The sequence below is a fragment of the Lactobacillus sp. UMNPBX4 genome, from assembly GCF_002554115.1.
GTDB classification, from domain to species: Bacteria; Bacillota; Bacilli; order Lactobacillales; family Lactobacillaceae; genus Lactobacillus; species Lactobacillus gallinarum.
Window position 1 is genome coordinate 18,303 of sequence record NZ_PCZF01000013.1, and the last position, 26,772, is coordinate 45,074.

The window sequence follows — 26,772 nt, forward strand, 5'->3', positions numbered from 1 at the left end:
TTTCTTATTCGCTTCTAAGCGCGATAGCCGCGTCCTTTTTAGCTGCCATTCTAGCAGGGATGTGACCACCAATTAAAGTTAATACGGTTGAAATAATAATTAAAATCAACGCAGCTTTTGGATCAAGCTGAGCAACATTAGCTAAATCGGTAATCTTATAAATCACGCTGTTGATTGGGAATGTTAATAGGTAAGCGATGAAGACACCGAGCACACCAGAGAAGACACCTAAGATGAAGGTTTCGGCGTCAAAGACGCGAGTGATATCTTTCTTGCGAGCACCTAAAGCCTTCAAGACACCAATTTCCTTGGTTCTTTCGAGAACTGAAGTGTAGGTTAAGATACCAATCATGATCATTGAAGTGATCAATGAAATTGCGGCAAAGGCAACTAGGATAGTCGTAATACCGCCAAGCAAACCACCGGTCATAGTCGTTACGGCACTAGACATATCGGTGTAGATGATCTTGTCGGTCTTCTTTTTGCCCTTGTTCCACTTATCAAGGTAATCAAGAACCTTGTCCTTGTCATCAAAGTTGTTAGGGTAGATCATGATGCCAGTAGGGATGCTTGAACCACCTAAGGTTTGCATGATCATCTTCTTTTCATTAGCCTTCATGCTTTGTCCAGTTAAAACACTGCGGTTAGACTTCTTTTGAGCCTTCACGATGGCAGAATTCTTGTTGTCGTTGATGACATCTTGAGAAAGCTTGTCGCTATATGCGATTCCCGTTGATAAAAGAGCCATCGAATCTTCATTCTTAGGTCTAATTACCCCAGTTAGCTTCAGCTTGGTACCGCCGTTGTACGTTGCTGAATTAGCTTTCTTAGGAACAAACATCCCCGTAGGTAATTCTTGGTAGTAGTCATTATTATCAACGATACTGAATTCTTTACCGATTAGCTTACTAAATTTAACACGTTCTTTGTTGTCGACATCAAAGCCAAGATTCTTCAAAGAATTAATGTTAACGGTATTTTTATTGTCGGTTACTAAAACGAGGTCAGTAGTTTTGCTTGGCCAATGACCAGAGAGCAACTGATAATTTTGCTTCAAGAATGAGCCCTTCTTTTTATTTAAAGCGGTAGGAAAAACAGAGGAACCAATTCCCATCGAACTCATTGCCTGTGAGCGCATTGCTGACATCGACGCACTTTGATCAGGATCTGCATTTGAGAATTGAACGCGCTCTACCTTGCCATTGACTTTAGAAAGCAGGTTTAAATTAACTGCTCTTTGATAGGAAACATTGTTGGCATAGTTAGGATTGATCTTTTTAATGTAGTCAACGTACTTTTCAGTGATCTTGTTAGTATGCTGCGCTTCCTCACTAGGATCCTTTTTCGCCGTGACATAGCCCCGATTTTTAACATTTTTATCTGAATCTTCGCGGTTATTCATCGAAGTCATATCAGTAGCCGTCTGCGAGATTGCAATCGGGTACTTGGCTAAAGCCTTACTCATGGTTGTATTAATTTGCTTTTGAAAACCGTTAGAGATCGAAAGCACGACAGCAATAGAAATAATGCCGATACTGGAGGCAAAAGCAGTTAAAATAGTTCGACCTTTCTTGGTCATAATGTTGGTAAAACTAAGCTTAATTGCGTTCCAGTAAGACATCTTGGTCCGCTTTAGGTTGAAAGTATCTTTTTCATCCTCTGGCTTAAAGGGCTCGGAATCATGTTGAATCTTGCCATCTTGGAAATTGACGATTCGAGTAGCGTATTTTTCAGCTAATTCCGGGTTGTGCGTAACCATGATGATTAAACGATCCTTAGAAAGCTTCTTGATCAATTCCATGATTTGTACAGAAGTTTCCGTATCAAGCGCACCAGTTGGTTCGTCACAAAGCAAGATATCGGGATCATTGGCAATCGCACGGGCAATGGCAACACGCTGCATCTGACCACCAGATAGTTGGTTAGGGCGCTTGTTGATATGCTCTTTTAATCCAACTTCAGTCAATGCGGCAATGGCTTTTTCATGCCGTTCCCTTTTACCAACACCGGATAAATTCATCCCCAATTCAACGTTAGCAATGATTGATAGGTGGGGAATCAAATTATAATTTTGAAAAATAAAGCCGACGCTGTTGTTGCGGTAGGCATCCCAATCGGTTTCCTTAAAATTCTTGGTTGATTTGCCGTTAATGATCAAATCACCTTTGTCATAACGGTCAAGTCCGCCAATCACGTTCAACATTGTCGTCTTACCAGAACCACTTGGTCCTAAGATGGCGACAAATTCCTGATCTCTAAACGAGATCGTTACATCATCTAGGGCATGGGTGATATTGTCTCCAACCTTGTATGATTTAAAAATGTGTTTTAGTTGTAGCATTCAGTCCCTCTCTTCTAAATAGTTTTAGATCACACTAAACTTAATATTACCTGTCGCAATTAAGATAGCTTGTAAGATAAAGAATAAAACTATTACTCCCATGATAACGAAATGATGGCGTTTATGCATGACAAACACTCCGGCAAATTCGCGAATGATAGCGTTAGGCAGATAGTAAAAACGAGTAAAAGCACCGACACCGTTGGCTTTTAGGCCCACTTCTTTAGCTAAAAGCGCCGCTCTAAAAATATGGTAGTTGTTACTAAAAAATTTGGCTTTAAAATTACTACCGCCAAAGTCTTTAGTAGCTAATCTCTTAGAAAAAAGCATATTTTGGTAGGTGTTTTTGGATTTATCTTCAATTAGCAAGTGGTTAGTCTTAATACCCCGTTTTCGGGCAAATTTTGCCATTGCTACGGCTTCGGGTATCTTTTCATCAGGTCCTTGACCGCCTGACATGATGATAATAGGGCGCTTCCTGCCTTTTTGATATTGGCGGTTAGAGTATTGGATAGCCCGGTTGATGCGAGCCGCAAGGAGCTTAGAAACGCGATCACCGTTAATTAATCCAGCACCTAGTACTATTAAATAATCTTGCTTGTAACGGCGTGGGTAGATTTGATATAAGAGCAGATTGACCAAGAAATTGTATAAAACTAAGCCTAGGTAAATAGCGATAGCTGGAATTGAGGCAAGTAAGACGCTGAGCCAGCGCGGTAAGTATTGTCCTGGGCCGAATAAAAACATCAGACTCAGAATTAAAGCAACGAATCCGAAAATTAATGTTAAAAGGTTAGGCAACGTATGACTCTCATATTTCCAAACAAAGTAGGCGTTCCAAAATAGAAAAAACCAAGCGAAGATTAATAGAGCAGTAATTAAGAAAAATGCCGCTAAGACTAATAAATCATAGGCTCGTTGCAAACCGTGACTCGTGCTTTTATGCACCATAACGGTGATCCAAATTACTACTGAAGCAAGAAAAATGGTAAAGAACACGCCATTAATTAAACGACGTGGTTCAACTAGCCATGAGATTAAAAAGACAAAGAACATGACTAGCATGAAAACTGAGATGTAGAAAAATTCGCCTCGTCTCCCAAAAAAGGCGATGATTTCATTCAACATGATGCCCCCTCCTTAGTCATTTTGAGTTATTTCTATTATAATGGAAACAATAGTTAAAAGATGAAAGAATCAAGGTGTTGATAAGAAAATGGCGAAATTTTGGCATTACCTGGGAAATATTGCGGGAGCTATTTTGTCGCTCGCTTTATATATCGAATTGCAAGTATTTTATTTTTACCCACAAAGAATTAGATTAGATCATATGCGTGCGTTAGTGACCGCGCTGGTAACGGTGATCGTACTCTTCGTAATTTTCAATCTGTATAAGCGGCAATTGAAGGAGCACAATGATTGGGGGTTTAATCAGGCGCCACACTGGGATATGCGAAGAATCGGCATTGCAATAATTGGTTTTGTTCTGATTCTTATTGTCTCAATGGTGATGTTAAGCTTGGTTGGCCGAGGCGTTTCGAATAATCAACAAGCATTGAATAAGATTGAGCTGCATAGTAAGGGCTTGTTTGAAATTATGGTGGTCTTTATTGCGCCGTTTTGTGAGGAAGTCGTCTTTAGAGGGATGTTTTTCAATATTTTCTTCACGAAGAAAAAGATTACGAATAAGTGGCTCGGCATCATTGTTAGTGGCTTCTTGTTCGCTTATATGCATGATCCGATGCTTAGCAAGTTTATCTTTGTATATTGGGGCTTAGGTATGGTGCTAGCTTGGGTCTACATGCAGACGAAGGACTTGCGGTACTCGATGCTGGTGCATATGTGTTATAACGCTATGGGCTTTATTGGATAGAGTGAAAATTAGAGTATATAAAAATCCCGTTACATCAAACGTAACGGGATTTTTGATTGCTAGTGAAATTTACTTCTTCATTGCAGCGGCTTGTGCTTCTTCTGGAGTGTTAGATGGGGTTAAACCAATTGAACATCACTTGTTTTGACGTATGCTCCCTTATCGTAAATGGTTGTATTGGCGCCTATTTCATATGATGCATATTGTATATAGTCTATTTCGTAGCCTTTAGTAAACGGTGAGAGGTGGTAAAATTCTTCTATTTTATTTTCACTTGGAATCCAAATGTAAACTAGCTTATCTACTTTCCACCACTCATAGTTCTTCTTCATTTTTGCATTCAATGATACACCATTACCATTGTACAGGTCGGCAGCTTTAGGGAATTTAACAAGTGAGTAGTTTTCTAAATCATAGTTATGAGCAGTTATCTTAGATGCCGGCGTAACTCCCATTGAATATAACCAATTATTGGTTCCCTTAATCCGATAAATTGCCTGATCTCCACCAAATTGTCCAATATAACTAGCTACTTTATCAGCACGACTGCCTTTTTCTAGATAATCAACAGTAAACTTCTCTTCTGGAGTCGCTGTTCTAACTTCAATTACTTTACCAGAATTATCAAAAGTAATAATTGGAGTACTGTAATTTGCATCTACAGTTACGGTAGTTTCTTCATTACTTGTTTTAGTATTATTATAGTTAAAATCGGATATCCTACTAAGCTGCCAGAGGTCTACGATCAAATTACTCTCGGTAATAATTTGTACGATAGCATTCGTAAGATTAGACAAACTAAGCAAGCATTTAACATTACAAAATTGAACCAAAAATTTGATCGTCAACTTTGGGCTGAAGATATGCCTGCGATGATCATTAACGCTGGGTATGCACTTACTAATAATGACATTACTTTCCCTGCTGCCATTTTTCAAGCACCATTTTACAGTTCTGAGAATACCAGTAGTGAAAACTATGGTGGTATCGGTGCTGTAATTGCTCATGAAATTAGTCATGCTTTTGATCCGAATGGTTCTAAATTTGATGAAAAAGGTAATTTACGTGATTGGTGGTCAAAAGAAGATTTCGAAAAATTTGCTGAATTAGCACAAGCTGAAGTAAAGCTATTTGATGGAATCCAGATTGGAAGAACCAAAGTCAATGGTCATCAAACCGTGGGAGAAAATGTCGCAGATCTCGGTGGATTGACTGCTGCCGTTAAGGCATGTGCCGAAGAAAAAGGTAATTTGGCCGAATTGTTTGAAAATTGGGCACGTATCTGGCGTAGAAAGATGGGACCTGAGGTTAGACAGACCTTGGCAGAACTTGATCCACATGCTCCTGGAGAGATGAGAGCTAACGTTGCGGCTCAATGTTTGGATGAATTTTATGAAGCATTCAATGTCAGTGAAAACGATGGTATGTGGCTAGATCCAGAGCAACGAGTAAGAATCTGGTAAAATTATTGAAATAATGTTTGACTCCATAGTAAAAGGCTCCAATTGGAGCCTTTTTAGTTATTCAATTTTGTCATTGATTAATTCAGATTTAGATATTTTCTTGAACTTATAAAGCTTCCATAACAGACAAACAATATCAATTACAATGTAGAATAATCCAATCTTAATGCCAGTTTGTAGCCATGACCAGGGAATTAAATTGATAAACTTAAGACCGATTAATAGAATTACACCACCGATGATACTGCCTAATAGATCTTCTTTAATTTTCTTCATCCTATCCCTCAATCATAAAGTATTTTTTAGAAGTATATAATGAGCCAAAATCTAACATTAGTTGCAACGCGTCTGATACAGACACGAGGCGTCTCCTTTCTATTAGGATGTTGGCATGAGTCAAAAATCACTCATAAGCACCATCTCCTTCAAGGATAGCCACCGCTTCAGCTTTTCTACAGATAAAATTATACTAAATCCAAATATACGTTCACAAGCGAACACGAAAAATCGTTCTAACGTTAGTGGGAACGATTTTCTTTTCCATAAAAAGAACGCAAAATTAGCCAAACAATAGTGGCAAAGACCGCAATATCAAAGCTCCAAATGCCAGGATGAAAGCCACTAACTAATGGAATAAAGCCAATAATAGCAACAAATTGATCATGGATAGCAGGTAGGTGTGGATCTTGCATCCAGCCGTAAATTTTGACTGCCATGAAAATAATAGTTATGACCCAGGCAATAATTGCAATGATTGCGGGAATCTTTTTAGCTAAGCGTATTTTCTCTGTAGAATTCATTCATCGTCCTCCCAAATTTGTTTAACATCCTTGAAGGCTTCTAATAATTGTTGTGCATGTTGTGAGCAGTTTAATTGTATCAAATTATTGAATATTGCTAGAACTGGCTGTTCATCTCCAGTATGACAATAGTCGATGACCCGTTGTAAAAAGGTTAAGGAGAGATCAAAGAACATGAAATGAGGCGGAAGTTCAACCCTACGCAATTCATCTAATAGCTGTTGTGCATAGTCTAGTTTCTTTTTAAAGATAAAAGCAATAACAGTGTCCGAGAGACCGCCCATAAAGATTGTGAGATTATCCCTCAAATCGTTCACTTGGTCAAAGTTATGAACGATTCGCATAGCGATCTTGAAACCAATTTCGGAATTCAACAAGAAAGGTGAATTGGCAAACAAGATAATATTATATTTTGACCAAACTGTTGTGTGCAGTAGGTAAGAACCAATTCTTTGAATATCAGCAGTGGTCAAGTAATTCTTCCCATCAATTAAAAGCAGTTGGTTACAGACTAGCATAATATTCTTTAATTCAAGGATGTTTTTGCTAGCGTGATATTTAGCTAAATGAGCCTGCACGTATTTACGTAATACGGGAACGTCTTCATCCTTGATTGCCGCAATTATTTCATCAGGCAGTTCAAATTCCGCTTCGATATTTGCACGTTCGGTGAATTCATCTAGCGTAATGTTAATGCGCTTAAGTAACGCAATTGCCGTACTGAATTCTACTTCTACCTGGTTGTTTTCCCAGCGAGAAAGTTTAGAAATTGAACAAATTCCCTGGCACGCCTCAGTTTGCGTGATTTCTTGTCCTTTGCGTAAATCTTTATAAACTGAACCATATTTAAACATGTCATACCTCGATTTGCAGATCTGCAAATTCCTTACATTTTCATTCATTATCCTGCGATACTAAGAACAATTCAAGTAGCGAGGGATAGAAATGAAAAGAGGAATGAAAATGTTAATTTTGGCTATTGTAATTATGTTAGTTATCTTAGGAATTTTAAAGGTGCAGGATATGAATAAAGCTAGTTCAGAACAAGTAGTACAAAAAGTTTTAACCAACCGCAAATTTAATCAAGTAAAAGTTGATACCAGTAATGCCAATATTAAAGTCAAACAAGGCAATCATTACCGTGTTCTTTTTGAGGGAAGACATAAGTTGCTTCCAAAAGTTGAAGTCAAGAATAAGCAATTAATTGTTGAAGATAAAGATGGTATTAAGGTAGTTAATAGAAATCTCTTTGACTTATTCAAAAAACATTCTGTAGTACCGCAAATTACGATTGGACTGCCAGATGAAAAGTTGAAAAATATTGAAATCGATGATTCTAACCGTAGCGTTACGGTTCAAGGCATTGCTGTTAGTCAAGGTGAAATTGATCTTTCAAATGGTAATATTATGGTCGATCATAGTACAGCTGACGGTTATGATCTGGATACGTCGAATGGACACGTTGAGATAAATGGTTCAAATAAAGGCGACTCTTACAGCAAAAATGACAAGGCGCGAAGAGTATTAAGTATTGATAATTCAAATGGTGACATAACGGTAAGTTACAGGGGATAGAAATATGATTTACAAATACTCTTCACATTCTAAATTCATCAGCATGATTATCTTCGGCTTAATTGCCAGTATGCAACAGATTATCGTGGCTTATATGGTGCAGGCATTGACTAATATTGCTACGCAAAGAAGCTTTAATGACTTACCGCAAATTTTGCTAATTGCTGTTAGCGGCTTATTGATTACCTTTTTAGCTTCACTTATTTTCAATCGCTTAAAAACAGGTGCGATTCAGGAAGCAAATACTACTTTACGGCTTGGCATCTTAAAAGGGATGCTTAAACAATCTAGTGATGAAAATACTACTAGCTTAGGTTATCTAACTACAGATTTTAAGCTCTTAGAAACTAATCGCTTTGATGCAGAAATTGAAATTATGATGCAAGCGTACATGATTATTTTTGCATTAGTCTATGCATTGTCGGTTAACTGGTTAGTAACCTTGCTTTTTCTAATAGGTTCATGCTTACCGATGATTGTATCCAGCCTTTTTCAAAAGAAAATTCAAACTGCTTCCGAAAATTGGACCAACGCCAATGATAAGTATGTTAGTCATATCAAGAATTTTTTAGCCGGTAGTTCAACATTCAAGTTGTATGGCAAGCAAGATAATGCTGTTAAGAAGAGTAGGGTATTTGTTAACCAATTAGAAGCAGCACTGCGCAAGATGAATTTACTGAACTTGGACACAGTTTCATGGGTCAGCTTGATTGCTAACTTGTTTACCTTTACAGTGCCATTCTTAGTAGGGATTTACATGGTAGTTAATGGACAAACTACATTGGGTGCATTATTTGCAATTGTGCAGTTGTCGAATTCTTTTGTTAATCCAATTTTGACAATTTTAGAAGGTCGCAATAAGTTATCAACTACTAAAAAGATTGTTGCTAAAGCTGAAAAGTATATTGCCGAAGGTAAGAAAACTGAAGACGTTTCTGAAAATGATTTTAGTGAATTGGAAGTGGATGATTTAACTTTAATTAGAAAAGATCAGGAGTTGGCTAGACGTCTTAATTTAAAGATTAAGGCTGAACAAAAAGTAGCAGTTATTGGGCCATCGGGTACCGGGAAATCAACGCTTTTGCAATATTTAATGACAGGAGAATTCGGTCAGGCTAAAGATATTATTTTGAATAATAGCCAAGCTAAGGCTGGAGAATTTGCTAATATCTTTTCATACGCTAGTCAAAGTCCAGTGATTTTTGCAGATACCTTGTGTTTTAATTTGACACTAGGCGCAGATATTTCCCGGGAAATGGTAATGGAAGTCTGCACCAAGTTGGGACTAGACACCATCGTGAAAGAGAAGGGATGGGATTATTCTTTAGGGGATAATGCGGATCAATTATCAGGCGGGCAGCTGGCAAGAATTGAATTAGCTCGGGCCATTTTAATGAAGCGGCCAGTGTTGCTGCTTGATGAAATTAATGCATCTCTTGATAAAAAGACCTCAGATCAGATTCATGATTACTTGTTAGAGTCTGATTTGACCTTTGTGGAAGTAATTCACCATTATGAACCAGAAGAGTTACAGAGATATGATCAAGTAATCGATTTAGAACAGTTTGTTTAAGAATATGAAAAAATCCCCGACGTTTTTGTCGAGGATTTTCTATTTAGAATAGTGATATTTTAGTTGCCATATTTGAAGTTCTGTTGCCGTAACTGAATAAACCATACGATCTTTGTGATTAATTTGTCGAGACCATGCACCGCTTAAATTTGCCTTTAAAGGTTCGGGTTTTCCTTTTCCAGTGAATGGATGGCGTTGACAATCTTTAATGAGGCTATCGATTTTCTTGGAAGTTTTTTTATCTTCTTTCTTCCACTCTAGATATTCATCCCAGGCATTATAGTTAAAATTTACGTTAAGCTTCGTCATCTTTAGTTAGAGCCTCGAATTCTTCTGGAGTTAAGATTTTGTTTCGGGTGTCTTTATTTTCAAACGATTCTTTAGCTTCCGCTAATGCATCACGATTTGCCTTAGTCCCTAGAAGATATGAGGTCTCTTGCCATGAATCATATTCTTTTTGTGAAATAATTACGACGTTTTTGTCTTTAGGACGAGCAACGATAACTGTAGTATCATAGTCATTAATGTCATCAGCAATTTTTTTAAAGTTATTACGTAAGTCACGAGCAGTAACTGCTTTAATATTATTTGGTGTTTGTAACATGTTCTATCATCTCCTAACAGTATTATATTATGTAGGCTAAATTGTGTCTACACTTTATAATTAAAAAATCTAGTATTTGTTCACAAGCGAACATGAAAAAATCCCCGACGTTTTTGTCGAGGATTTTCTTTTACATAAATTCTTTACTATCTTTTTGTTTCTTAATGAAATAATTCAAAATAAATGGTGAAAGTACCGTTGTAACGATGATTACCAAAATCAAGCTTGAGTAAATATCTTCAGGGAAGAGGTGATGGGTAATCCCGATCTGTGCCACGATTAAGGCAACTTCACCACGAGAAATCATACCGGCACCTACAATGTTACCCTCATTTTTAGTAAAGCCGAAGACTTCACTTGAGTATTTACCAGCCCAGAATTTAGATAAGAGAGCTAAGATTGTCATTACGATAATGAACCAAATATCCTTGAAGAAGCTCTCAAAGGTCATTGAAAGACCGATGTCGGCAAAGAATACCGGAATAAAGATCGCATAACCGATTGCGGAAACTGAAGAGTGAACTTCTTTATATTGTGGCGTCTGTCTAATAGCCAAGCCACCAAAGAATGCACCTACAACGGCAGATAATCCAACAAAGTCGGCAGCCCAAGCCATAGTTAAAGCTAAGACAAGCGAACCGATAACTACAGAGTAGTCAACATCGATTTTTTCGGAAGCCTTCATAAAGTATGGGGCAACGAACTTAAAGATGACCCAAACAACTACAAAGTAGACAATTTCAATCAAAATATTGATAAAGAAGTTGTTAGTTAAACCGCTCTTACCGCCTTCGTGACTGAAAGTAGTGAACAAACTTAAAACAACTACGGCTAAGATATCATCAACTACAGCCGCACCTAAAATTGCTGTACCGGCACGGGTATGAAGTTGTCGTGCTTCTTGCAATACTACAACCGAAATTGAAACACTGGTTGCCGCAAAGACAATTCCGATAAAGAGTGCCTCAAGTGGCTTCATACCGAAGAAGTAGCTGGCAATTCCCATGAAGACAACTGGTAAGATAACCCCGACACTAGCGACGGTGAAACTTAATTTGAAGTATTTCTTTAGTAAATCGAGGTCACTTTCCAGGCCTGCTAAGAACATTAACAGGATAACCCCGAATTCTGAGAATAGACTGACAATATCGTTTGGCGTTACCCAATTTAGGATAGCTGGTCCAAGTAAGATTCCTGACAATAATTGTCCGATAACTGCAGGCATATTAAAGCGAGCAAAGAGCTGACCTAATAAGACTGTAGTTAATAGGATTAAGATTAATTCCCCTAAAAAATGCATGTATTCCCTTTCTATAAAAAAGCAAAAAGCCTTCAAGGTGCCTCTTGACCCAAAGAAGCAAATCTTGAAAGCTTTTATTCTGATAAAAACCCAACCACTAAATGAAATATTCAGTTGAGTTTAATTTTAATATTTTCCTAAACTAGATGCAAATTAGGTTGCAATTAAATCAATCTTCGCGATAACTTTTTTCCTTGCCAAACGGTTCTTCTTTAATATAAACTGTCCATTTTCCGTTTGATTTTAGGGCACTGATTGAATATTTATAAGGCGTTTCTAGATCATCATGTTTGCCTATCTTATATCCAACTTTGTTGAAGAGTTGTCTATTCTTATTCAATGTTTTTTGATTAGAAAATGAACTTTTATATTCATAGATGTGAAAGAATTTTATTCGAGCTTTTACGGGCTCAAGACTAATTGCATTTTACTGTATGCAATATTTTCTTGATGATTAACGTATAACTCGTAACTAGAATTAAGTACACAGAAAAGAATAGGTGGGACGATGAGTATCAAAAGTATTATTGATATTATTTTAGTTTTCATCTTCAGATATGGTACTCCTTGGTGATGTTTAGAAATTATGCTAAGAGAATTACTTATAATGATGTGGTCTCTTTCTTTAAGATTATAATATGATACCTTTAGAGTTAAACAATTTAATAAAATAAAAAGCTCTAGAATCATCTCGACTCTAGAGCTTTTTATTTTGTTAATATCTAATTTTTACTTACTCTTCCAAACCAAATTGCTTATTGCTTGGCTTAGTCTTAGCAAGAAGTCCCAAACTGATAGTGATCATGTCGACAACTTCCTGTAAGATAGCACCCCAAAAGGCAGGAATGACACCGGTGAAGGCGATCAATTCGATGATGATAACCACACCAATAGCAGTTAAAACATCGATGTTGGCAACCTTCATTGTATGTTTAGAAATAGCAACCGCATCATTAACCTTAGATAAATCGTTAACCATGATAACGGCATCGGCACTTTCACTGGCAGCTGTTGCGCCTTTAGCACCCATAGCGATACCGACATCAGCGGCAGTTAAACTTGGAGCATCGTTAACACCGTCACCAGTCATAACGACAGGACGCAAGTCTTTTGGTACTTCCTTGATAGCCTTAATCTTTTCAGCTGGTAAAAGATCGGCACGAATATCAGTAATGCCAGCTTTTTTACCAACCTTTTCAGCAACTTGCTTGTGGTCACCAGTAAGCATCATGATGTCTTCTGCACCTTGGCGCTTCAACTTCGCAATTGTATCAGCCGTTTCTGGACGAATTTCATCCATCATAGTAATGTAACCGGCAAACTTGCCATCGACTGAAACGAAGACAGCAGTTGAAGTTATGTCAATCTTTTCATGATTAGGATCTACGAAACTTAATTTACCCACCTTAACATGCTTGCCATTGACGTCACCTTCAACACCTTGAGCGGTAGTTTCCTTTAAGTTGGTAACTGGCTTGATTAACTTGCTGTCAGTAGCCTTAACCAAAGAACTGGCAATAACGTGGCTAGATTGTTGTTCAACACTAGCAGCTAAGCTTTGTAATTCTTCTTTTGAAAGAGCATCGCCTTCAGGGATGATTTGGTCAACCACCAATTGATTTTCAGTTAAAGTACCAGTCTTATCAAAGGCAAAAGTCTTAGCACGAGCTAACTTTTCAAGAGTTGGACCTGACTTAACAATAATGTGGTGAGCTGACATTGAACTCATACCACTGACTAAAGCAACAGGAGCTGCGATCAAAAGTGGACATGGAGAAGCAACAACCATAACTTCCGCAAATCTTGTAGCATCCCCAGACACTGCCCATGCAACACCACCAATAATCAATGAGATGATGGTAAATGGAACGGCGTAACGGTCGGCCATCTTAACGAACTTAGCTGGTTGAGCTTGTGATGACTTAACCAAAGCGACAATTGACTGATATTCTGAGTCCTTAGCAGCCTTAGTAACCTTCATCTGGACGGCAGCATCACCGTTAACGGAACCAGACATCAAGTCATCGCCTGGCTTTTTAGCAACAGGAACAGATTCACCGGTCAATGATGATTGGTCAAAGTTTGATTCACCTTTAACAATTTCACCATCAACTGGAACTTGTTGACCTGGTTTAATTAAAACAATGTCACCGATTTTCAAATCATCAACATTGACTTCGGTAATCTTGCCGTTGATTAACTTGTTGGCGATTCTAGGAGTATTGTTCAAAAGGGAACGCAATTCCTTGCTGGCTTGACCTGTAGCGTAGTCCTCCAGAGTTTCACCACCAGTAGACATTACCAAGATCATCCATTCAGCCCAATAATTGTTGATTAAAATAGTAGAAACAATCGCAATTACGGCTAAAATATCGACACCGTAACGGCCGGATTTCCAGTCATTGAATATTTCCATTAACAAAAGAACGGAAATCCAAATACCCAAAATGTCGATGATAATTGCTTGTGGATTCATTTGCAATTTAAGAATTGGCGTTACAAATAGAGTAGAAGCATGTAAACCAAATTCAAAAATTAAACTTATTACCCCGGCAATTAAAACGACAATAAATTTCCATTGACGTTTCATATGTATAGCCTCCAAAAAAGTAAATATATCACTCTACTCAAAACATTCTAACATTCTTTTATCATAAGAATACGTAAATAGAATTCTATTTTTCTTCATTAAAAAAGGCAGTCCATAATAGACTGCCCGTGGGTTATTTTATTTTGATTGACTTGTAGTGCTTATCATATGTATGGGTAACATAGTTAAAGGCTTTGATCCACTCTCGTCTAGTAAGTAATCCTTGGAAAACGCCGCGGTCATCGACGACCGGTAAAAAGGCGTTGTTAATCAATAAATGAAGCTGCGCCTCTAGCGTAGTTTCGACAAAATTTATTTTATCGAACTTGGTTTGCATGACATCTTTAACCTTTAATTGATCTAAAGGTGCGGTAGAAATTTCTTCATTCGTTAGCATCTTGTCTGTAATCATCGCTAAACTAAGCAGACCAACCACTTTTTTATCTTTATCTAAAACTGGAATTTTAGAATATTTAACTTTAGTAAGGATTAAAAAGGCATGATATAAAGGATTGTCATCTTGAACAAAGGCAATCCGGCTAGCTGGAATTAAAAACGAACCTGATTTTTCTTGAATTAAGTGTTTGATTGATGGTGAAAACATATTTGCGCCTCTTTTCTATCTTAAGTATACAGGAAAAAAGGAAAAGGCCCGCAAGATTTTGCGGACCTTATTAGTTTCATCTACTTTGGAGGAGTAAGAATGAATGAAATAAAAAAGTGGGAGTATGTAACAAGTTTCTACCGCCTTGTTACATTTTTTATAATACAGGCTAAATGTGAATTAAAAATGTTCAAATTCTTATGAAAAGGTAAAGATTTGCTTGTGAAGTATTTAAGAAATTGATTTTGGGCATAAGAAAAGCTCACGCAACGCACGTGAGCCGAAAGGGATAGATATGAAATTGACTAATTGGAGTAAGTCAATTCTTTTTATTTTCATTATTTACTTGGAGGAGTATGAATGAAAAACAAAAAAGTTGAGTTGTAGTAGTAAGTGGAAGTCTTACTTGCTACATTACATAGTATAACCTTAAATTGTGAAAAAAGTGTGACGAAATAAACTTTATTTTCGAAAAATCTATATTTTTAATGAAAATTCGTGGCAGATTAGTAAAAGTATAATGAATGTGGCTATAATGTTAGACATGTCAAAAAGGTAAAGAAAGGAACAGTTCGGTGAAAAAATTTGGAAAGTTTGTTTTGCAATTGATAATAACTGTTCTCATCTTAGTAGGTGTCGGAACAGGCGGCTATTTTGGCTATCAATGGTTGCAGAAACAAGAGATGCTGCGAGAGCGTCCTAAAGTAGTAAAAGCTAATGATGGAACAAATACGAGTGCAGCTTGGCATAATTTCAAAAACTATCAAAAAGCTTTACGTGAAAACTATCCTTTTATTAATAAAGTATCTACTTATGTTCCGCCGAGGACATGGGACGGAAAAGATTTTATTATTCCAGGACTGATTTCAACTAAGGCCTACAATTTTAAAACTAAAAAATACGATGTAGCAACTGCAATGACGCCTCAAGGAATCGCGGTAGCGAGCAAGTACATTTTAATTACTGCCTATGACGGGGATCATGTTCATGCTTCCGTTATCTATGTTTTAGATAAAAAGACGGGTAAATATATTAAGACAATTCAAGTTCCAGGTAGGCCGCATTTAGGCGGTATTGCATATGATCCCGTTGCTAAAAATATTTGGATTACAGGTTCATTAGGTAAGTCCTCAGCTTTAGCCGCATTTTCATTAAAAGAAATGAAAGAATATAAGCCAGGAAGCAGAATTCCAATTAAATATGATCACCAGATTGCAATTCCAGCAGTTGAAAAAGCATCTGCAGTTACCTATTATGACAGTCAATTATTTGTTGGATTCTTCAATATGTATGGACGCGGCAAAGTTGCGGCATATCGAATTGCTCGTAGCGGCAAAAACAAAGGTTCGATTACTAATAATGAAGTGAAATCTGTTACGGGTACGCTGCAGTGGTCAGATCCAACTGGCGAAACTAGCATGGATAAGCAGATTCAAGGGATTGCAATTTATCAAAATAAGATCTTCTTGAGTCAGTCATACGGTAGCGGTAGTTCTAAGCTGTACGTTTTCCCAACTTCTGCCTTAAATGCATTAGATGAAAAGAATGCGGAGTTAGAACTAGAAATGCCGCCATATTTGGAGCAGATTACAGCTTATAAAGGGCAACTACTTTGTCTATTTGAATCCGCGTCGCAGCAATATGCTAAGCCGAATGTTGTAGTAATGGATCGGATTTTATCCATCAATATTAATGCGTTGTTTGGCAATTAGGATGAAAGGAAACAAGCGATGAATCTCAATTACCGTCAAAAGGAAATCTTTTGGTTGCGTTTTGCGGGCTGGTTTTGCCTGCTGCCTGCAACAACGTATCTGTATTTGTATCAAAATCTACACTCATGGTTTTGTTTAGGCGAATTAATCATTATCGTATTGTTTGCAGCGTATATTTTGGCCACGGCAAAAAGCGATCGTTGGACTGATCCTAAAAATATGATGCGACTATTGATCTTTGCTTTAATTTTTGTTGCGGTAATTATAGCCATTCCGCTGTACTTCGCATACCGCAATTGCAAAAAAATGCAATAATAAAACGCTTTCCGTATATTTTATGCAGCCTTAATTTAAGAAAAAGTTTAAATTTGTTAAAATATATAGCGATGATGCGCTGATTGTTGCTATTTGTAGTAATATAAGACAAAGTAATAAAATGTTACAAAAATATTACTTGAGGGAGAAACAATGGATAAGAAATCGAAAATTGATTCTCGAGGCAAACGCGTCGGTATGTTTGTCTTGAAAACGATTGTTTATTTTGGGATCCTGATGGCCCTTATTTATTTGTATGAATATAGTGGACTTACTTCAGTTCATTTCATTTATAACGAATTTTAAGGTAGGTGCTGTTACATGATTCAAGATGTTATTAAGAGAATAGATGAGATAGCTGAACAAGAACCAGATCGTGTTGTTTACGACTATCTTGGTAAAACCAATACATATGGCGAACTTAAGCAGCGTTCCAATGCGTGGGCACACAAGATTGCTGCGATGGATATTCCAGATCATGCTCCAATCATGATCTGGGGTGGTCAAACTTTTGAAATGGTTGCTAGTTTCCTTGGCTGTGTTAAGTCAGGTCACGCATATATTCCAATTGCTAGCTACTCAAACGCTGAACGTTTGACCATGATCCAAGATGTTTCAAAATCACCAATAGTTTTGGAAATTGATCCATTGCCAGATGTTGATTTGTCTGATGTTCAAGTGCTTAAGGCTAGTGAAGTTGAAGATGGCGACTTTACTGTTAATGAAGACGATTTTGTCGAAGGCGACGATAATTACTACATTATCTTTACTTCAGGTACAACTGGTAAGCCTAAGGGTGTACAAATTAGTCATGACAATTTGCTTAGTTTCGTAAACTGGGAATTATCAGACTTCAATTTGCCAGAAAATCCAAGCTTCTTGGCACAAGCACCATATTCTTTCGACTTGTCAGTTATGAGTCTTTACCCAGCACTTGTTTCTGCTGGTAAGTTAGTGGTACTTCCACATGATGTTACTCAAAACTTTGGTCAATTATTCCAGACTTTGCCAAAGATGCAATTCAACGTATGGGTATCTACACCATCATTTGCACAAATGTGCTTCTTAGATAAGACTTTTGATAGTGAACATCACCCAGATTTGACTCACTTCTTATTCTGTGGAGAAGAATTACCACACAGTGAAGCAGACATGCTTAAGAAGAAATTCCCTACTAGTCATATTTTCAATACTTACGGCCCAACTGAAACTACAGTTGCTGTTACTCAAGTCGAAATTACTGACGAAGTACTTGAAAAGTATGACCGTTTGCCAATTGGTAAAGTTAAGGAAGATACTAAGATTACAATTGATACTTCAAAGGGTGATAAACCTGGCGAAGGTGAAATTATCATTAACGGTCCTAGCGTTTCTAAGGGTTACATGAATAACCCAGAAAAAACGGAAGCTGCTTTCTTCCATAAAGATGGCGAAAAGTATGCTAGCTACCGCAGTGGGGATGCCGGATTCTTTGATGGCGATATGCTATTTTATCGCGGTAGAATTGACTTCCAAATTAAGTTCAATGGTTACAGAATCGAACTTGAAGAAATCAACTTCTACTTAACTAAGAATAAATACGTTCGTTATGGCGTTGCGGCACCTAAATACAATAAGGACCACACTGTTAAGCAAATCGTTGCAGAAATCGAATTAAAGGAAGGCGTAGCGTGTCAGCACTCAGAAGCTGCTTTAACTAAGGAAATTCGTGAAGATTTAGCTAAGAACGTTATGCCTTACATGATTCCACAACGTTTTGTTTACCAAGATAAATTGCCAATTTCTCAAAATGGCAAGGTAGATATCAAAGCGGTTATTAAGGAGGTTAATAAGTAGTGAATTTTAATTTCATTAACTTACAACCTTATTCAAATCCGCAATATTTCATTTATTTGATGATTGCTTTAATCCCAATCATTTTGGGGTTATACTTCGGTCATCGTTTCAAGACATATGAAGCAATTTTCTCAATTGTTTTCTTATTCTTGATTTTTGATGGTAGTCACTGGCAACAAGGGGTTAACTTATTAATCTGGCTGGTTTATGAGTTTATTTTGACCTTTGCTTATCAGTATTATCGTCATCACGGTAAAAATAAGACTTGGGTATTTAGCTTAGCAGTAATTCTGGCAATTATTCCATTAGCTGCAGTTAAATATTTAACTGCTTTTCCTGATAATTCCATCGGCTTTGTAATTGGGTTCTTAGGTATTTCATATGTAACCTTTAAGACCGTTCAAGTTATTATGGAAATGCGTGATGGTGCGATTAAGAAGGTAGATCCTGTAACTTATGCAAGATTCTTGCTCTTCTTCCCAACCATTTCATCAGGTCCTATTGATCGTTACCGTAGATTTAAGAAGGATTATGAAAAGGTTCCTACAAGGGATGCATATATTACTGATTTGCAATATGCAGTAAGATATTTATTCCAAGGCTTTTTATATAAGTTTGTTATTGGTTGGTTCTTTGGTACTTATTGGTTACCAAAGATCACTGCCTCTGCATTAGCAGTCGGCAATGCAAATGGTGGTTTGAAGCTTTCATGGTGGGTACTTGCTTACATGTATTGTTACAGCATGTACTTGTTCTTTGACTTTGCAGGTTATTCATTATTTGCCGTATCAATTTCATACTTCATGGGTATTCATACCCCAATGAACTTCAATAAGCCATTTATTTCTAAGAACATTAAAGATTTCTGGAATCGTTGGCATATGACTTTGTCATTCTGGTTCCGTGACTACATCTATATGCGATTCTCTTTCTTTGCAATGAAGAAAAAATTGTTTAAGAATCGAATTAGATTGTCACAAGTTTCTTACTTCCTGTTGTTCTTAATCCAGGGTTTCTGGCACGGCTTAACGTGGTATTATATTGTTTATGGTATCTTCCACGCTTCAGCTATTTGTATCAACGATATGTGGCTTAGATTTAAGGGAAAGCATAAGAAGCAAATTCCATCTAACAAGTTTACTGAATGGTTCGCCATTTTCTTAACCTTTAACGTAGTTTGCTTCAGTTTCTTGATTTTCTCAGGATTTCTTAGTCAACTATGGTTCGGTTGGAAATAAGCTTATATAATATGGAATGATATTAATTAAGTATTTGTGTTGAATAGAGGTATTAATTATGGACACTAAACAAGGCGTATTAGACATTTTAAACGATTTAACTGGTGAAGATTTATCAGATCAAATGGATGAAAACATCTTTGACAATGGTTTGATGGACTCAATGGCAAGTGTACAAATGCTTTTGAGCTTACAAGAAAAGTTTGATATTGATGTTCCCGTTTCAGAATTCAAGCGTGCTGAATGGGATACTCCAAATAAGATTGTTGCAAAGGTGGAAAGCTTAGAAAATGAGTAATAAACGCCGGCTGTGGCAAATTTTTGGCCCAGTTATTTGCGCTTTTATCCTTTTATTAGTTGTATTCCTTATTCCCTGGGAAAGAACTTTTTCTAAGCAAACAATCTATGAAGCTGCTGCTTCACAAAATACTACTGTCTTTAAGGGCAGTACAATGAAGCAAGAAGCTTTTGATGACGGCTATGTACCTTTCTATGGTTCAAGTGAATTATCAAGATTTGATCCATTGCACCCTAGTGTAATTGCGGAAAAGTATCATAGAAATTACCGTCCATTCTTGCTTGGTGGTCCAGGTAGTCAATCTTTGGCTCAGTTTTTAGGGATGCAAGGCACAGCTAAGCAACTTAAGAATAAAAAGGCTGTTGTGATTATTTCACCACAATGGTTTACCAAAAAGGGTCAAGATCCTAATGCCTTTGCTTTGTATTATTCACCACTTCAAGCATGTAATTTCTTGTTAAGTGCTAAGAATAATAAGACTGATCGTTACGCTGCTAAGCGTTTGCTTGAAATGCCAGACGTTAAGGGCGAAATTAAGAATAGTCTTCAGCAAATTGCGGAAGGTAAGAAACTAACCACTTTCCAAAAGTTTTACTTAAACAATCGTCGTAGAATGCTCAGTAATGAAGATAACTTCTTCAGTGCATTCCAATTGCGCGATCGTGTAAATAAGATTCAAAAGAAAGCTAAAGTTTTACCAAGTGCATACTCTGTTAAGGCTTTGAATAAGGTCGCTGCAGAACAAGCTGCAATGCATACTAATTCAAATAACTTAGGAATTGACAATACTTTCTATAGAACTCGTTTGCCTAAGAAGGTATTGAAGCGTTTGAAGGGTAGTCAACGTAATTTCGACTATGTTCACTCAGTTGAATATGGTGACTTCCAATTAATGCTGGAACAATTTGCTAAGCAACATACTAATGTATTGTTCATTATTCCTCCAATTAACGGAAAATGGATGAAATACACTGGTTTATCAGAAAAGATGTACCAGGAATCTGTTGCTAAGATTGAGCACCAACTTGTTAACCAAGGTTTTGAAAATGTAGTAGATCTTTCAAAACGTGGTAATGAAAAGTACTTCATGGAAGATACTATTCACTTAGGTTGGAAAGGATGGGTTGCAGTTGATCAAGCTGTTAAACCATTCATGGAATTACCAAATAGACGTTACAACTACTACATGTCTAACTACTACTACTCCAAGAAGTGGCAGAATAAAGACGATGTTAAGAGCGTCGATTTGACTAATAAGAACAGTTTAAAAGCAAAGTAGTGCGCCAGGCTATTGATCGTTTAGGCATTAAAGGATCTGTCTTGGTAACAAGCAACAGAAAACCTTTACTTGAGTACGCTACAAATAATAGTACTGACACTAGTTATTTGATTAATTCAGTGCAAAAATCAATGACTGCTGCGATGGTCATGCGTGAGGTACAAAAGGGAAAGCTGAGTTTAGATGATCCACTTTCTAAGTTTTACCCTAACGTAGATGGTGCAGATAATGTCAAGATTAGCAACTTGTTAACCATGACTTCTGGATTAGATCTAGAAACTGATCAACAATTGGGGACACCGGAATTTATTTCAGATGAAGCCAATATTGCTCATGATGCAAAATACACTGTGTTTGACGGTAGAAAGTTAGGCAAGTGGCATTATACAGCTGTAAACTACATTTACCTTTGTGGTATCTTGTCTAAGCTTGAACATAAGTCTTATGAAAAGCTATTCCGTGAGACTTACATCAAGCCGCTTAAGTTAAAGCAAACCGAATTTTTATGGTCAAGCATGACTAAGTTGAAATCTGCAGGCTGGGTTCCAGGCTACGAAAGAAGTTCTGGTCAATTCATGAGAGTTGATCATGATCAGGCTGTGAAGGATGCACATAATGAATTAGGTGCAGGCTCTATTGTGATGTCTAATGCTGATTTAGCAAAAACGATTGAGTATATCCTACATGGTAAATTACTGACTAAAGAAAGCAGAAAAGTGCTTTTCAAGGGTAAGGCACCGTCATACTACAATGGTGGTTTTTATAACTTGAAGAAGTACAAGGCAGCTAATGGTGCTGGTGAAGGTTATTACACCTTCTTGCGTACTACCAAAGGTGCTAAGGACATGATTATTATTCAGGATAATCACACTACTCATGGCGAATTTGGTAAGATTAAAAAGAAAGTAAACCGCATTATGTCGATAATGCTGCACTTTAATTAAAGAGAAAAGACGAGGCGTTGAGCCTCGTCTTTTTTGCGTATGTAAGTGAATTATGAAAGCGATTTAATTGGAAAGCGCGAATATTATGGCAACTTTAGTTACATATGGTGTATTTGTTTTTATTGCAATAATGGGTATTGTTCAAATTTTAATTAGTAATTCTGTTATGAAGCAAACTGCTGGCAATAAAGGATATAATGCTGCCAACGTTGGACGCAATAGTAGAAGAATCGGTTATGCTTTAATTATCATAGGCATTGGGCTAATCATCTTATGGTCTGCTGGCAATGCCAATAATGGTGCTATCTATAAGTGGACTGCAATTGTTGCAGGAATTTTTGTAACAATTATCGGAATTTATAACGCTTGGCAAATTCACAAATCTATTAATGCTGAGCATCCCCTCAAAGAAGGTAAAAACGCAGGTCATCTTGCAATAGCAGTATTACAAATTATCTTTGGTATTATCGCAATTATTTGTGGATTATAACTATCAAAATAACAATCTGTATCAATCCGTGTCATTTTGCTTGTTTTTTATATTTTTGAATGCTAGAATTTTCATGTACCGCCGCTAGTAGTAGTCATTTTCTCCGGTAGCGAAAATGTTATCTTCTATATGTGGTCAGAGACGGCGGTCAACACTGTGTGAGCCTAGTTCCGTGTTGGTGGAATTAGGCTTTTTTTGATACCATTTTTTATTGACTATAATCTACGTTTAGGTGACACTAATTATGTAACTGATATAGAAAGAGTGGGAAAATGGCTGTTACAAGAAAAGAATTAAAAGACAATGCCAAGCAATACTTACGTGGAAATTGGGGCTGGGCAATAATTGTCTTCTTGATTACCGCAATTATCGTTGGCATTTTTACTGGCGCTGGTCACTGGTTAGATGAAACTTACATAAATTATGACGGAACCAATATTTTCTACCAATTTGCTAGTCCAATTGGATCAATTCTCCTTTGGATCGGTAGTTTCATTGGTTTGAGTAGAAACATTGCATTTCTAGAATTAAGAGACGATCAAAAAGAAGAAAAACCATATATGGCTGCATTTTCAGTCTTTACTGAGAATCGCTTTGGTCCAGAATTGATTAATTTCGTGCTGGTTTCTATTTTTACATTCTTATGGACTTGGCTTTTGATTATCCCAGGTATTATCAAGGCTTATTCTTATTCCATGACACCGTATATCGTGAAGGACATGGTAGCCAGCGGTAAGCAAGTCAGTGCAACTGACGGAATTAATGCCAGCAAGGAGCTCATGAAGGGCCACAAGATGGCTTTGTTTATCTTTGACTTAAGTTTCCTAGGCTGGAACATTTTGGCCGCCATAACCTGCGGAATTGGCTATTTATGGGTTACTCCATATTACCAAACTGCTAAAGCAAACTTTTACCGTCACATTGCAGGCGATAAGTTCTTAAAGTAAAAAAAGCAAAATAAAATGCATCAGGTAAGTTTTTACCTGGTGCATTTTTTGATAGCTAATTATTTTTTAGTAAAGGTTAGCAGCCTTGATGTATTTGTTTTTGCCAATCTTGTAGTACTTTTTACCATGAATAGTCTTCTTACCGTGAACAGTAACAGAATGGTTCTTCTTCAAGACCTTGTGCTTCTTACGCTTGCCGTTCTTATCGTAAACATAAGCGTTGTGCTTCAATACACGAGCCTTACCGGTATTCTTCTTAGGAGCTTGAGAAACTGCATTACCTGATGATGAAAGTGGCAAAACGTTGATGTTACCGTCTACGTTAAGGCCACGCCAGTTATCAGTAAATTGCCAAATTGAAACACCGTTCATTGATGGGAAGTAGTTAAAGTTAGGATTGTCGATACGACCTGAAATAGCGTATGAAGCAACCCATAAACTGTTAGGAAATGCATTAACTACTTTGTTAGTGTTAATGTTGTTTCTCAATACAGATGAACTAGCGTAAAGAAGTGGCTTGTAACCAGCATCCTTAACTTTCTTCATGAAAGCAATAATTGCGTTAGCAGTAGGGTTCTTACCCATGTTGATGTCGTTACCATCGCCTGATTCATAATCACAAGCAAGGTATGAACCTGGGTTAAGACCTACAGCCTTGGCTGATGCAATAGCATAATTTGCTTCACGCTTAGCAGCTGAAGTGCTTGCACTGAAAGTAGCGAAGTGGTAGCCCATTGGCATCATGTTTTGACGACGTGCGCTAGCAACTTGACCACTAGCCTTAGGGTTTCTGTAGCCTGTACCTTCACTAACCTTAACTACAGCAAACTTAGCGCCAGATCTAGCGTGAGCAGACAAGTCAGCACTTTGGTAACTAGCAACGTCAATCCCAAGTGAACGTGCAGCTACGGAAGTAGTTGAAGCTTGCACAGTTTGTGGAGCTTGAGCCTTTACTGCAGCGATACCTGTAGTTGAAAAAATAGCAACGCATGCTAATTTAGTAATAAATCTCTTCTTAAAAAACAACGTAAATCCCCCATGATTTTTTTATTAATAGAATTATAAATAATCAGTAACTTTCACATAGAAACATTTCAATCATAATGATTATTCTGAGGCGGGTCAAGCCTCCTAACGATAAATTAAACTATAGGTAATAATATGGTAACTAATGTAACTAATTTGTATTATTCCTCGACTAAATTTCTCTAAAAAGAAGCCCCTTTGTTCCCAAAAATGAAAAAATCCACGTATAATTAATGAGGCACAATGAGATAACGTAGATTTGAGGTTTTACTGTTGAATAAAAAGATCCTATCGGGTTCGTTTTGGCTATCGTTTGGTAGTATCGTATCGAGAATTCTAGGAGTTGTATATTTAATTCCTTGGTTGATTATGTTGGGGAGCTATCACAACCAATTGAATGCGCAAGCTCTGTTTAATTCTTCGTACACGCCTTATGCATTATTTTTATCTGTCGGAACCGCGGGGCTTCCTTCAGTTATTGCCCGGGAAGTATCACAATTAAATTCGCAAAATAGATATAAAGATAGTTTGTATATTACCAAGCTGGGACTCATTATCATGTTAGTAATGGGGTTAGCCTGCGGAATTTTGCTATATGTAACTGCACCAATCATTGCTAAAAACAGTCCGGTTGATTCTGTAGCTAGTGCAACGATTTCAATTCGTGTTTTAGTTCCAGCCGTAATTATTTTGCCATCAATGAGTATGGTAAGAGGATGGTTTCAAGGAAATAATGATATGAAGCCATACGGAATTTCCCAATTATGGGAACAATTTGCGCGGATTCTCTTTATTTTGTTGGCAACCCTTTTAGTTATTGAGGTTTTTCATCATAATTACGTAATCGCAGTTTATTTTAGCGTTTTCGGTGCTTGTGTTGGCGCTATTGCTAGTTATTTGTACCTCTTTGCGTATTTACGCAAGCGGTGGGGTCATTATAAGCAGCTTCTTGAAAATAGCGAAGAGCGTGCTTTAAACAACGTAACACGAAGCTTGCTTAATCTGTGGTATGCTTCTATACCTTTTGTTTTATTAGGTTCTTTTATTACCGTTACTCAATTAGTAGATCAATTATTGTTCAAGCAGGTATTGATTAATTTTAATCATCTCAGCAGCACTTACGTTAGCTATATTTATACGATTTTTTCAGCTAATCCTAGCAAGATTACTACGGTAATTATTTCTTTAGCGACGGCTGTATCTGAAACAAGTTTGCCATTATTAGCTGGACTTAAGTTTAAGAGTAAGGATCGACAAGAAAGCATTAAAAAATTATTGTTAGAAAACTACCGTTTACTTTTATTTGTATTATTACCAGTAGTAGCATTAGGTGCATTTGCGGCATCACCAATTTATACGGTGCTTTTTTCTCATGATAGTCTCGGCGCATATTATCTAGTTGAAAATATTGTCCAGAGTTTGTTAGCTGGACTAGTAATGAATTCGTTGACTCTACTGCTTGCTTTGAATATGAATAAACTAGCCGTGATTTACATGGTTTGGGGCGTTGTGTTTAAAGTGATCTTGCAAGTCCCAATGACTATGTTTATGAATGCGGACGGTGCAATTTTATCTACGGACATTTCATTTTTGATTGTAATTTGGCTTAGCTATCATAAACTTAACAAGACCTATGGCATTCGTCTTACTAGCTTATTGCCAATTGTGGTTACTAATGAGATTTATATAGTTATCTTGTTTATTTATCAATTGCTGATAGGAAATCACTTTAATCATTTAGGACGAGTGGGGAGTTTTATTTACTTAGCAATTTTTGGTTTAATCTTTTTAGGATTATACGTATTAATTTCGAACTTAATGGGTATTTCCCAAGAAATTTTTGGTAAAAAAATCGGCTATCGTTATTACCGTTATAAACATTATCATTAAAAAAGGCAGCAGGTTTTCCCAATGTCATTAAGTTAAGACATTGACAATTAAGGGTGCTTTTTTAGAGATCGAAT

Annotated in this window: 27 protein-coding genes and 1 other annotated feature; of the genes, 15 read left to right on the top strand and 12 right to left on the bottom strand. The window is 37.0% G+C overall.

From position 1 onward, the window contains the following. Positions 1 to 4: 4 nt before the first annotated feature. A complete protein-coding gene (locus tag CP355_RS03940) occupies positions 5 to 2,341 on the bottom strand; it encodes an ABC transporter ATP-binding protein/permease (protein WP_098043935.1) in 2,337 nt (778 codons plus the stop codon). Positions 2,342 to 2,365: 24 nt separating this feature from the next. Next, a complete protein-coding gene (locus tag CP355_RS03945) occupies positions 2,366 to 3,469 on the bottom strand; it encodes a YdcF family protein (RefSeq protein ID WP_098043936.1) in 1,104 nt (367 codons plus the stop codon). 88 nt (positions 3,470 to 3,557) lie between these two features. Between CP355_RS03945 and CP355_RS03950 the strand changes: the two genes are divergently transcribed. Continuing rightward, positions 3,558 to 4,214, top strand: a complete 657-nt coding sequence (locus CP355_RS03950) for a CPBP family intramembrane glutamic endopeptidase (RefSeq protein ID WP_098043937.1) — start codon at positions 3,558 to 3,560, stop codon at positions 4,212 to 4,214. Positions 4,215 to 4,333: 119 nt separating this feature from the next. On the opposite strand, the gene CP355_RS03955 is transcribed toward CP355_RS03950, so the two are convergent. Next, complete coding sequence (locus CP355_RS03955; RefSeq protein WP_233185795.1) at positions 4,334 to 5,011, bottom strand: hypothetical protein; 678 nt, start codon at positions 5,009 to 5,011, stop codon at positions 4,334 to 4,336. On the opposite strand from CP355_RS03955, the gene CP355_RS03960 reads away from it, so the two are divergent. Then, positions 4,982 to 5,677 (top strand): M13-type metalloendopeptidase, encoded by a 696-nt coding sequence (locus CP355_RS03960; protein WP_233185796.1) that lies wholly within the window; start codon positions 4,982 to 4,984, stop codon positions 5,675 to 5,677. The genes CP355_RS03955 and CP355_RS03960 overlap by 30 nt on opposite strands. Before the next feature lie 57 nt (positions 5,678 to 5,734). Here CP355_RS03960 and CP355_RS03965 read toward each other — a convergent pair whose 3' ends face one another. The 3 genes from CP355_RS03965 to CP355_RS03975 form a co-directional block, all read right to left on the bottom strand. Beyond that, positions 5,735 to 5,953, bottom strand: a complete 219-nt coding sequence (locus tag CP355_RS03965) for a hypothetical protein (protein WP_025005996.1) — start codon at positions 5,951 to 5,953, stop codon at positions 5,735 to 5,737. A 242-nt stretch (positions 5,954 to 6,195) separates the two neighbouring features. Further along, a complete protein-coding gene (locus CP355_RS03970; RefSeq protein ID WP_098043939.1) occupies positions 6,196 to 6,477 on the bottom strand; it encodes a hypothetical protein in 282 nt (93 codons plus the stop codon). Next, complete coding sequence (locus tag CP355_RS03975; RefSeq protein WP_098043940.1) at positions 6,474 to 7,331, bottom strand: helix-turn-helix domain-containing protein; 858 nt, start codon at positions 7,329 to 7,331, stop codon at positions 6,474 to 6,476. Before CP355_RS03975 ends, CP355_RS03970 begins: the two co-directional genes overlap by 4 nt. 91 nt (positions 7,332 to 7,422) lie before the next feature. On the opposite strand from CP355_RS03975, the gene CP355_RS03980 reads away from it, so the two are divergent. Together CP355_RS03980 and CP355_RS03985 are read left to right on the top strand one after the other, a co-directional pair. After that, positions 7,423 to 8,052 carry a DUF4097 family beta strand repeat-containing protein gene (locus tag CP355_RS03980; RefSeq protein ID WP_098043941.1) on the top strand — a complete coding sequence of 210 codons (630 nt, stop codon included), beginning with the start codon at positions 7,423 to 7,425 and terminating at the stop codon, positions 8,050 to 8,052. Between the two features lie 4 nt (positions 8,053 to 8,056). After that, positions 8,057 to 9,625 (top strand): ABC transporter ATP-binding protein, encoded by a 1,569-nt coding sequence (locus CP355_RS03985; protein ID WP_098043942.1) that lies wholly within the window; start codon positions 8,057 to 8,059, stop codon positions 9,623 to 9,625. A 39-nt stretch (positions 9,626 to 9,664) separates the two neighbouring features. On the opposite strand, the gene CP355_RS03990 is transcribed toward CP355_RS03985, so the two are convergent. The 5 genes from CP355_RS03990 to cbpB all read right to left on the bottom strand — a co-directional run bounded on the left by CP355_RS03990 (position 9,665) and on the right by cbpB (position 14,723). Continuing rightward, positions 9,665 to 9,934, bottom strand: a complete 270-nt coding sequence (locus CP355_RS03990; protein ID WP_087176272.1) for a Txe/YoeB family addiction module toxin — start codon at positions 9,932 to 9,934, stop codon at positions 9,665 to 9,667. Then, positions 9,921 to 10,229 carry a type II toxin-antitoxin system Phd/YefM family antitoxin gene (locus tag CP355_RS03995; protein WP_003625002.1) on the bottom strand — a complete coding sequence of 103 codons (309 nt, stop codon included), beginning with the start codon at positions 10,227 to 10,229 and terminating at the stop codon, positions 9,921 to 9,923. Before CP355_RS03995 ends, CP355_RS03990 begins: the two co-directional genes overlap by 14 nt. A gap of 130 nt (positions 10,230 to 10,359) precedes the next feature. After that, on the bottom strand, positions 10,360 to 11,529 hold the full coding sequence (locus CP355_RS04000; RefSeq protein ID WP_025005990.1) for a cation:proton antiporter: 1,170 nt from the start codon (positions 11,527 to 11,529) through the stop codon (positions 10,360 to 10,362). A 39-nt stretch (positions 11,530 to 11,568) separates the two neighbouring features. Next, positions 11,569 to 11,625: a sequence feature (sodium ion sensor (DUF1646 type); this cis-regulatory element may regulate processes involved in with the transportation of sodium ions), on the bottom strand. Between the two features lie 637 nt (positions 11,626 to 12,262). Further along, positions 12,263 to 14,119 carry a heavy metal translocating P-type ATPase gene (locus tag CP355_RS04010; RefSeq protein WP_098036467.1) on the bottom strand — a complete coding sequence of 619 codons (1,857 nt, stop codon included), beginning with the start codon at positions 14,117 to 14,119 and terminating at the stop codon, positions 12,263 to 12,265. 133 nt (positions 14,120 to 14,252) lie between these two features. Continuing rightward, positions 14,253 to 14,723, bottom strand: coding sequence for a cyclic-di-AMP-binding protein CbpB (gene cbpB / locus CP355_RS04015; RefSeq protein ID WP_025005988.1), 471 nt, complete (start codon positions 14,721 to 14,723; stop codon positions 14,253 to 14,255). Between the two features lie 575 nt (positions 14,724 to 15,298). Between cbpB and CP355_RS04025 the strand changes: the two genes are divergently transcribed. From CP355_RS04025 to CP355_RS04070, 10 genes are all read left to right on the top strand, one after another. Then, positions 15,299 to 16,435, top strand: coding sequence for a YncE family protein (locus CP355_RS04025; protein ID WP_087176270.1), 1,137 nt, complete (start codon positions 15,299 to 15,301; stop codon positions 16,433 to 16,435). Positions 16,436 to 16,453: 18 nt separating this feature from the next. Next, positions 16,454 to 16,750, top strand: a complete 297-nt coding sequence (locus CP355_RS04030) for a hypothetical protein (RefSeq protein ID WP_087236089.1) — start codon at positions 16,454 to 16,456, stop codon at positions 16,748 to 16,750. Between the two features lie 153 nt (positions 16,751 to 16,903). Then, complete coding sequence (locus CP355_RS04035; RefSeq protein ID WP_025005985.1) at positions 16,904 to 17,056, top strand: teichoic acid D-Ala incorporation-associated protein DltX; 153 nt, start codon at positions 16,904 to 16,906, stop codon at positions 17,054 to 17,056. A gap of 15 nt (positions 17,057 to 17,071) precedes the next feature. Beyond that, positions 17,072 to 18,586 carry a D-alanine--poly(phosphoribitol) ligase subunit DltA gene (gene dltA, locus CP355_RS04040; protein ID WP_098043943.1) on the top strand — a complete coding sequence of 505 codons (1,515 nt, stop codon included), beginning with the start codon at positions 17,072 to 17,074 and terminating at the stop codon, positions 18,584 to 18,586. Next, a complete protein-coding gene (gene dltB / locus CP355_RS04045; RefSeq protein WP_098036465.1) occupies positions 18,586 to 19,824 on the top strand; it encodes a D-alanyl-lipoteichoic acid biosynthesis protein DltB in 1,239 nt (412 codons plus the stop codon). The genes dltA and dltB overlap by 1 nt, the downstream gene beginning before the upstream one ends. Positions 19,825 to 19,882: 58 nt before the next feature. Next, a complete protein-coding gene (gene dltC / locus CP355_RS04050; RefSeq protein WP_013438765.1) occupies positions 19,883 to 20,122 on the top strand; it encodes a D-alanine--poly(phosphoribitol) ligase subunit DltC in 240 nt (79 codons plus the stop codon). Next, positions 20,115 to 21,401, top strand: a complete 1,287-nt coding sequence (dltD, locus tag CP355_RS04055) for a D-alanyl-lipoteichoic acid biosynthesis protein DltD (RefSeq protein ID WP_025005982.1) — start codon at positions 20,115 to 20,117, stop codon at positions 21,399 to 21,401. Before dltC ends, dltD begins: the two co-directional genes overlap by 8 nt. Continuing rightward, positions 21,401 to 22,345 carry a serine hydrolase gene (locus CP355_RS04060; protein ID WP_098043944.1) on the top strand — a complete coding sequence of 315 codons (945 nt, stop codon included), beginning with the start codon at positions 21,401 to 21,403 and terminating at the stop codon, positions 22,343 to 22,345. The genes dltD and CP355_RS04060 overlap by 1 nt, the downstream gene beginning before the upstream one ends. A gap of 85 nt (positions 22,346 to 22,430) precedes the next feature. Continuing rightward, complete coding sequence (locus CP355_RS04065; protein ID WP_025005980.1) at positions 22,431 to 22,835, top strand: hypothetical protein; 405 nt, start codon at positions 22,431 to 22,433, stop codon at positions 22,833 to 22,835. A 272-nt stretch (positions 22,836 to 23,107) separates the two neighbouring features. Next, on the top strand, positions 23,108 to 23,782 hold the full coding sequence (locus CP355_RS04070) for a DUF975 family protein (RefSeq protein WP_098043945.1): 675 nt from the start codon (positions 23,108 to 23,110) through the stop codon (positions 23,780 to 23,782). 66 nt (positions 23,783 to 23,848) lie between these two features. Here the strand turns inward: CP355_RS04070 and CP355_RS04075 are convergent, their stop codons facing one another. Next, positions 23,849 to 24,808, bottom strand: coding sequence for a GH25 family lysozyme (locus tag CP355_RS04075; RefSeq protein ID WP_098043946.1), 960 nt, complete (start codon positions 24,806 to 24,808; stop codon positions 23,849 to 23,851). A gap of 273 nt (positions 24,809 to 25,081) precedes the next feature. Between CP355_RS04075 and CP355_RS04080 the strand changes: the two genes are divergently transcribed. After that, entirely contained in the window at positions 25,082 to 26,698 is a 1,617-nt protein-coding gene (locus CP355_RS04080; RefSeq protein WP_087176261.1) for a polysaccharide biosynthesis protein, read from the top strand. Positions 26,699 to 26,772: the final 74 nt, after the last annotated feature.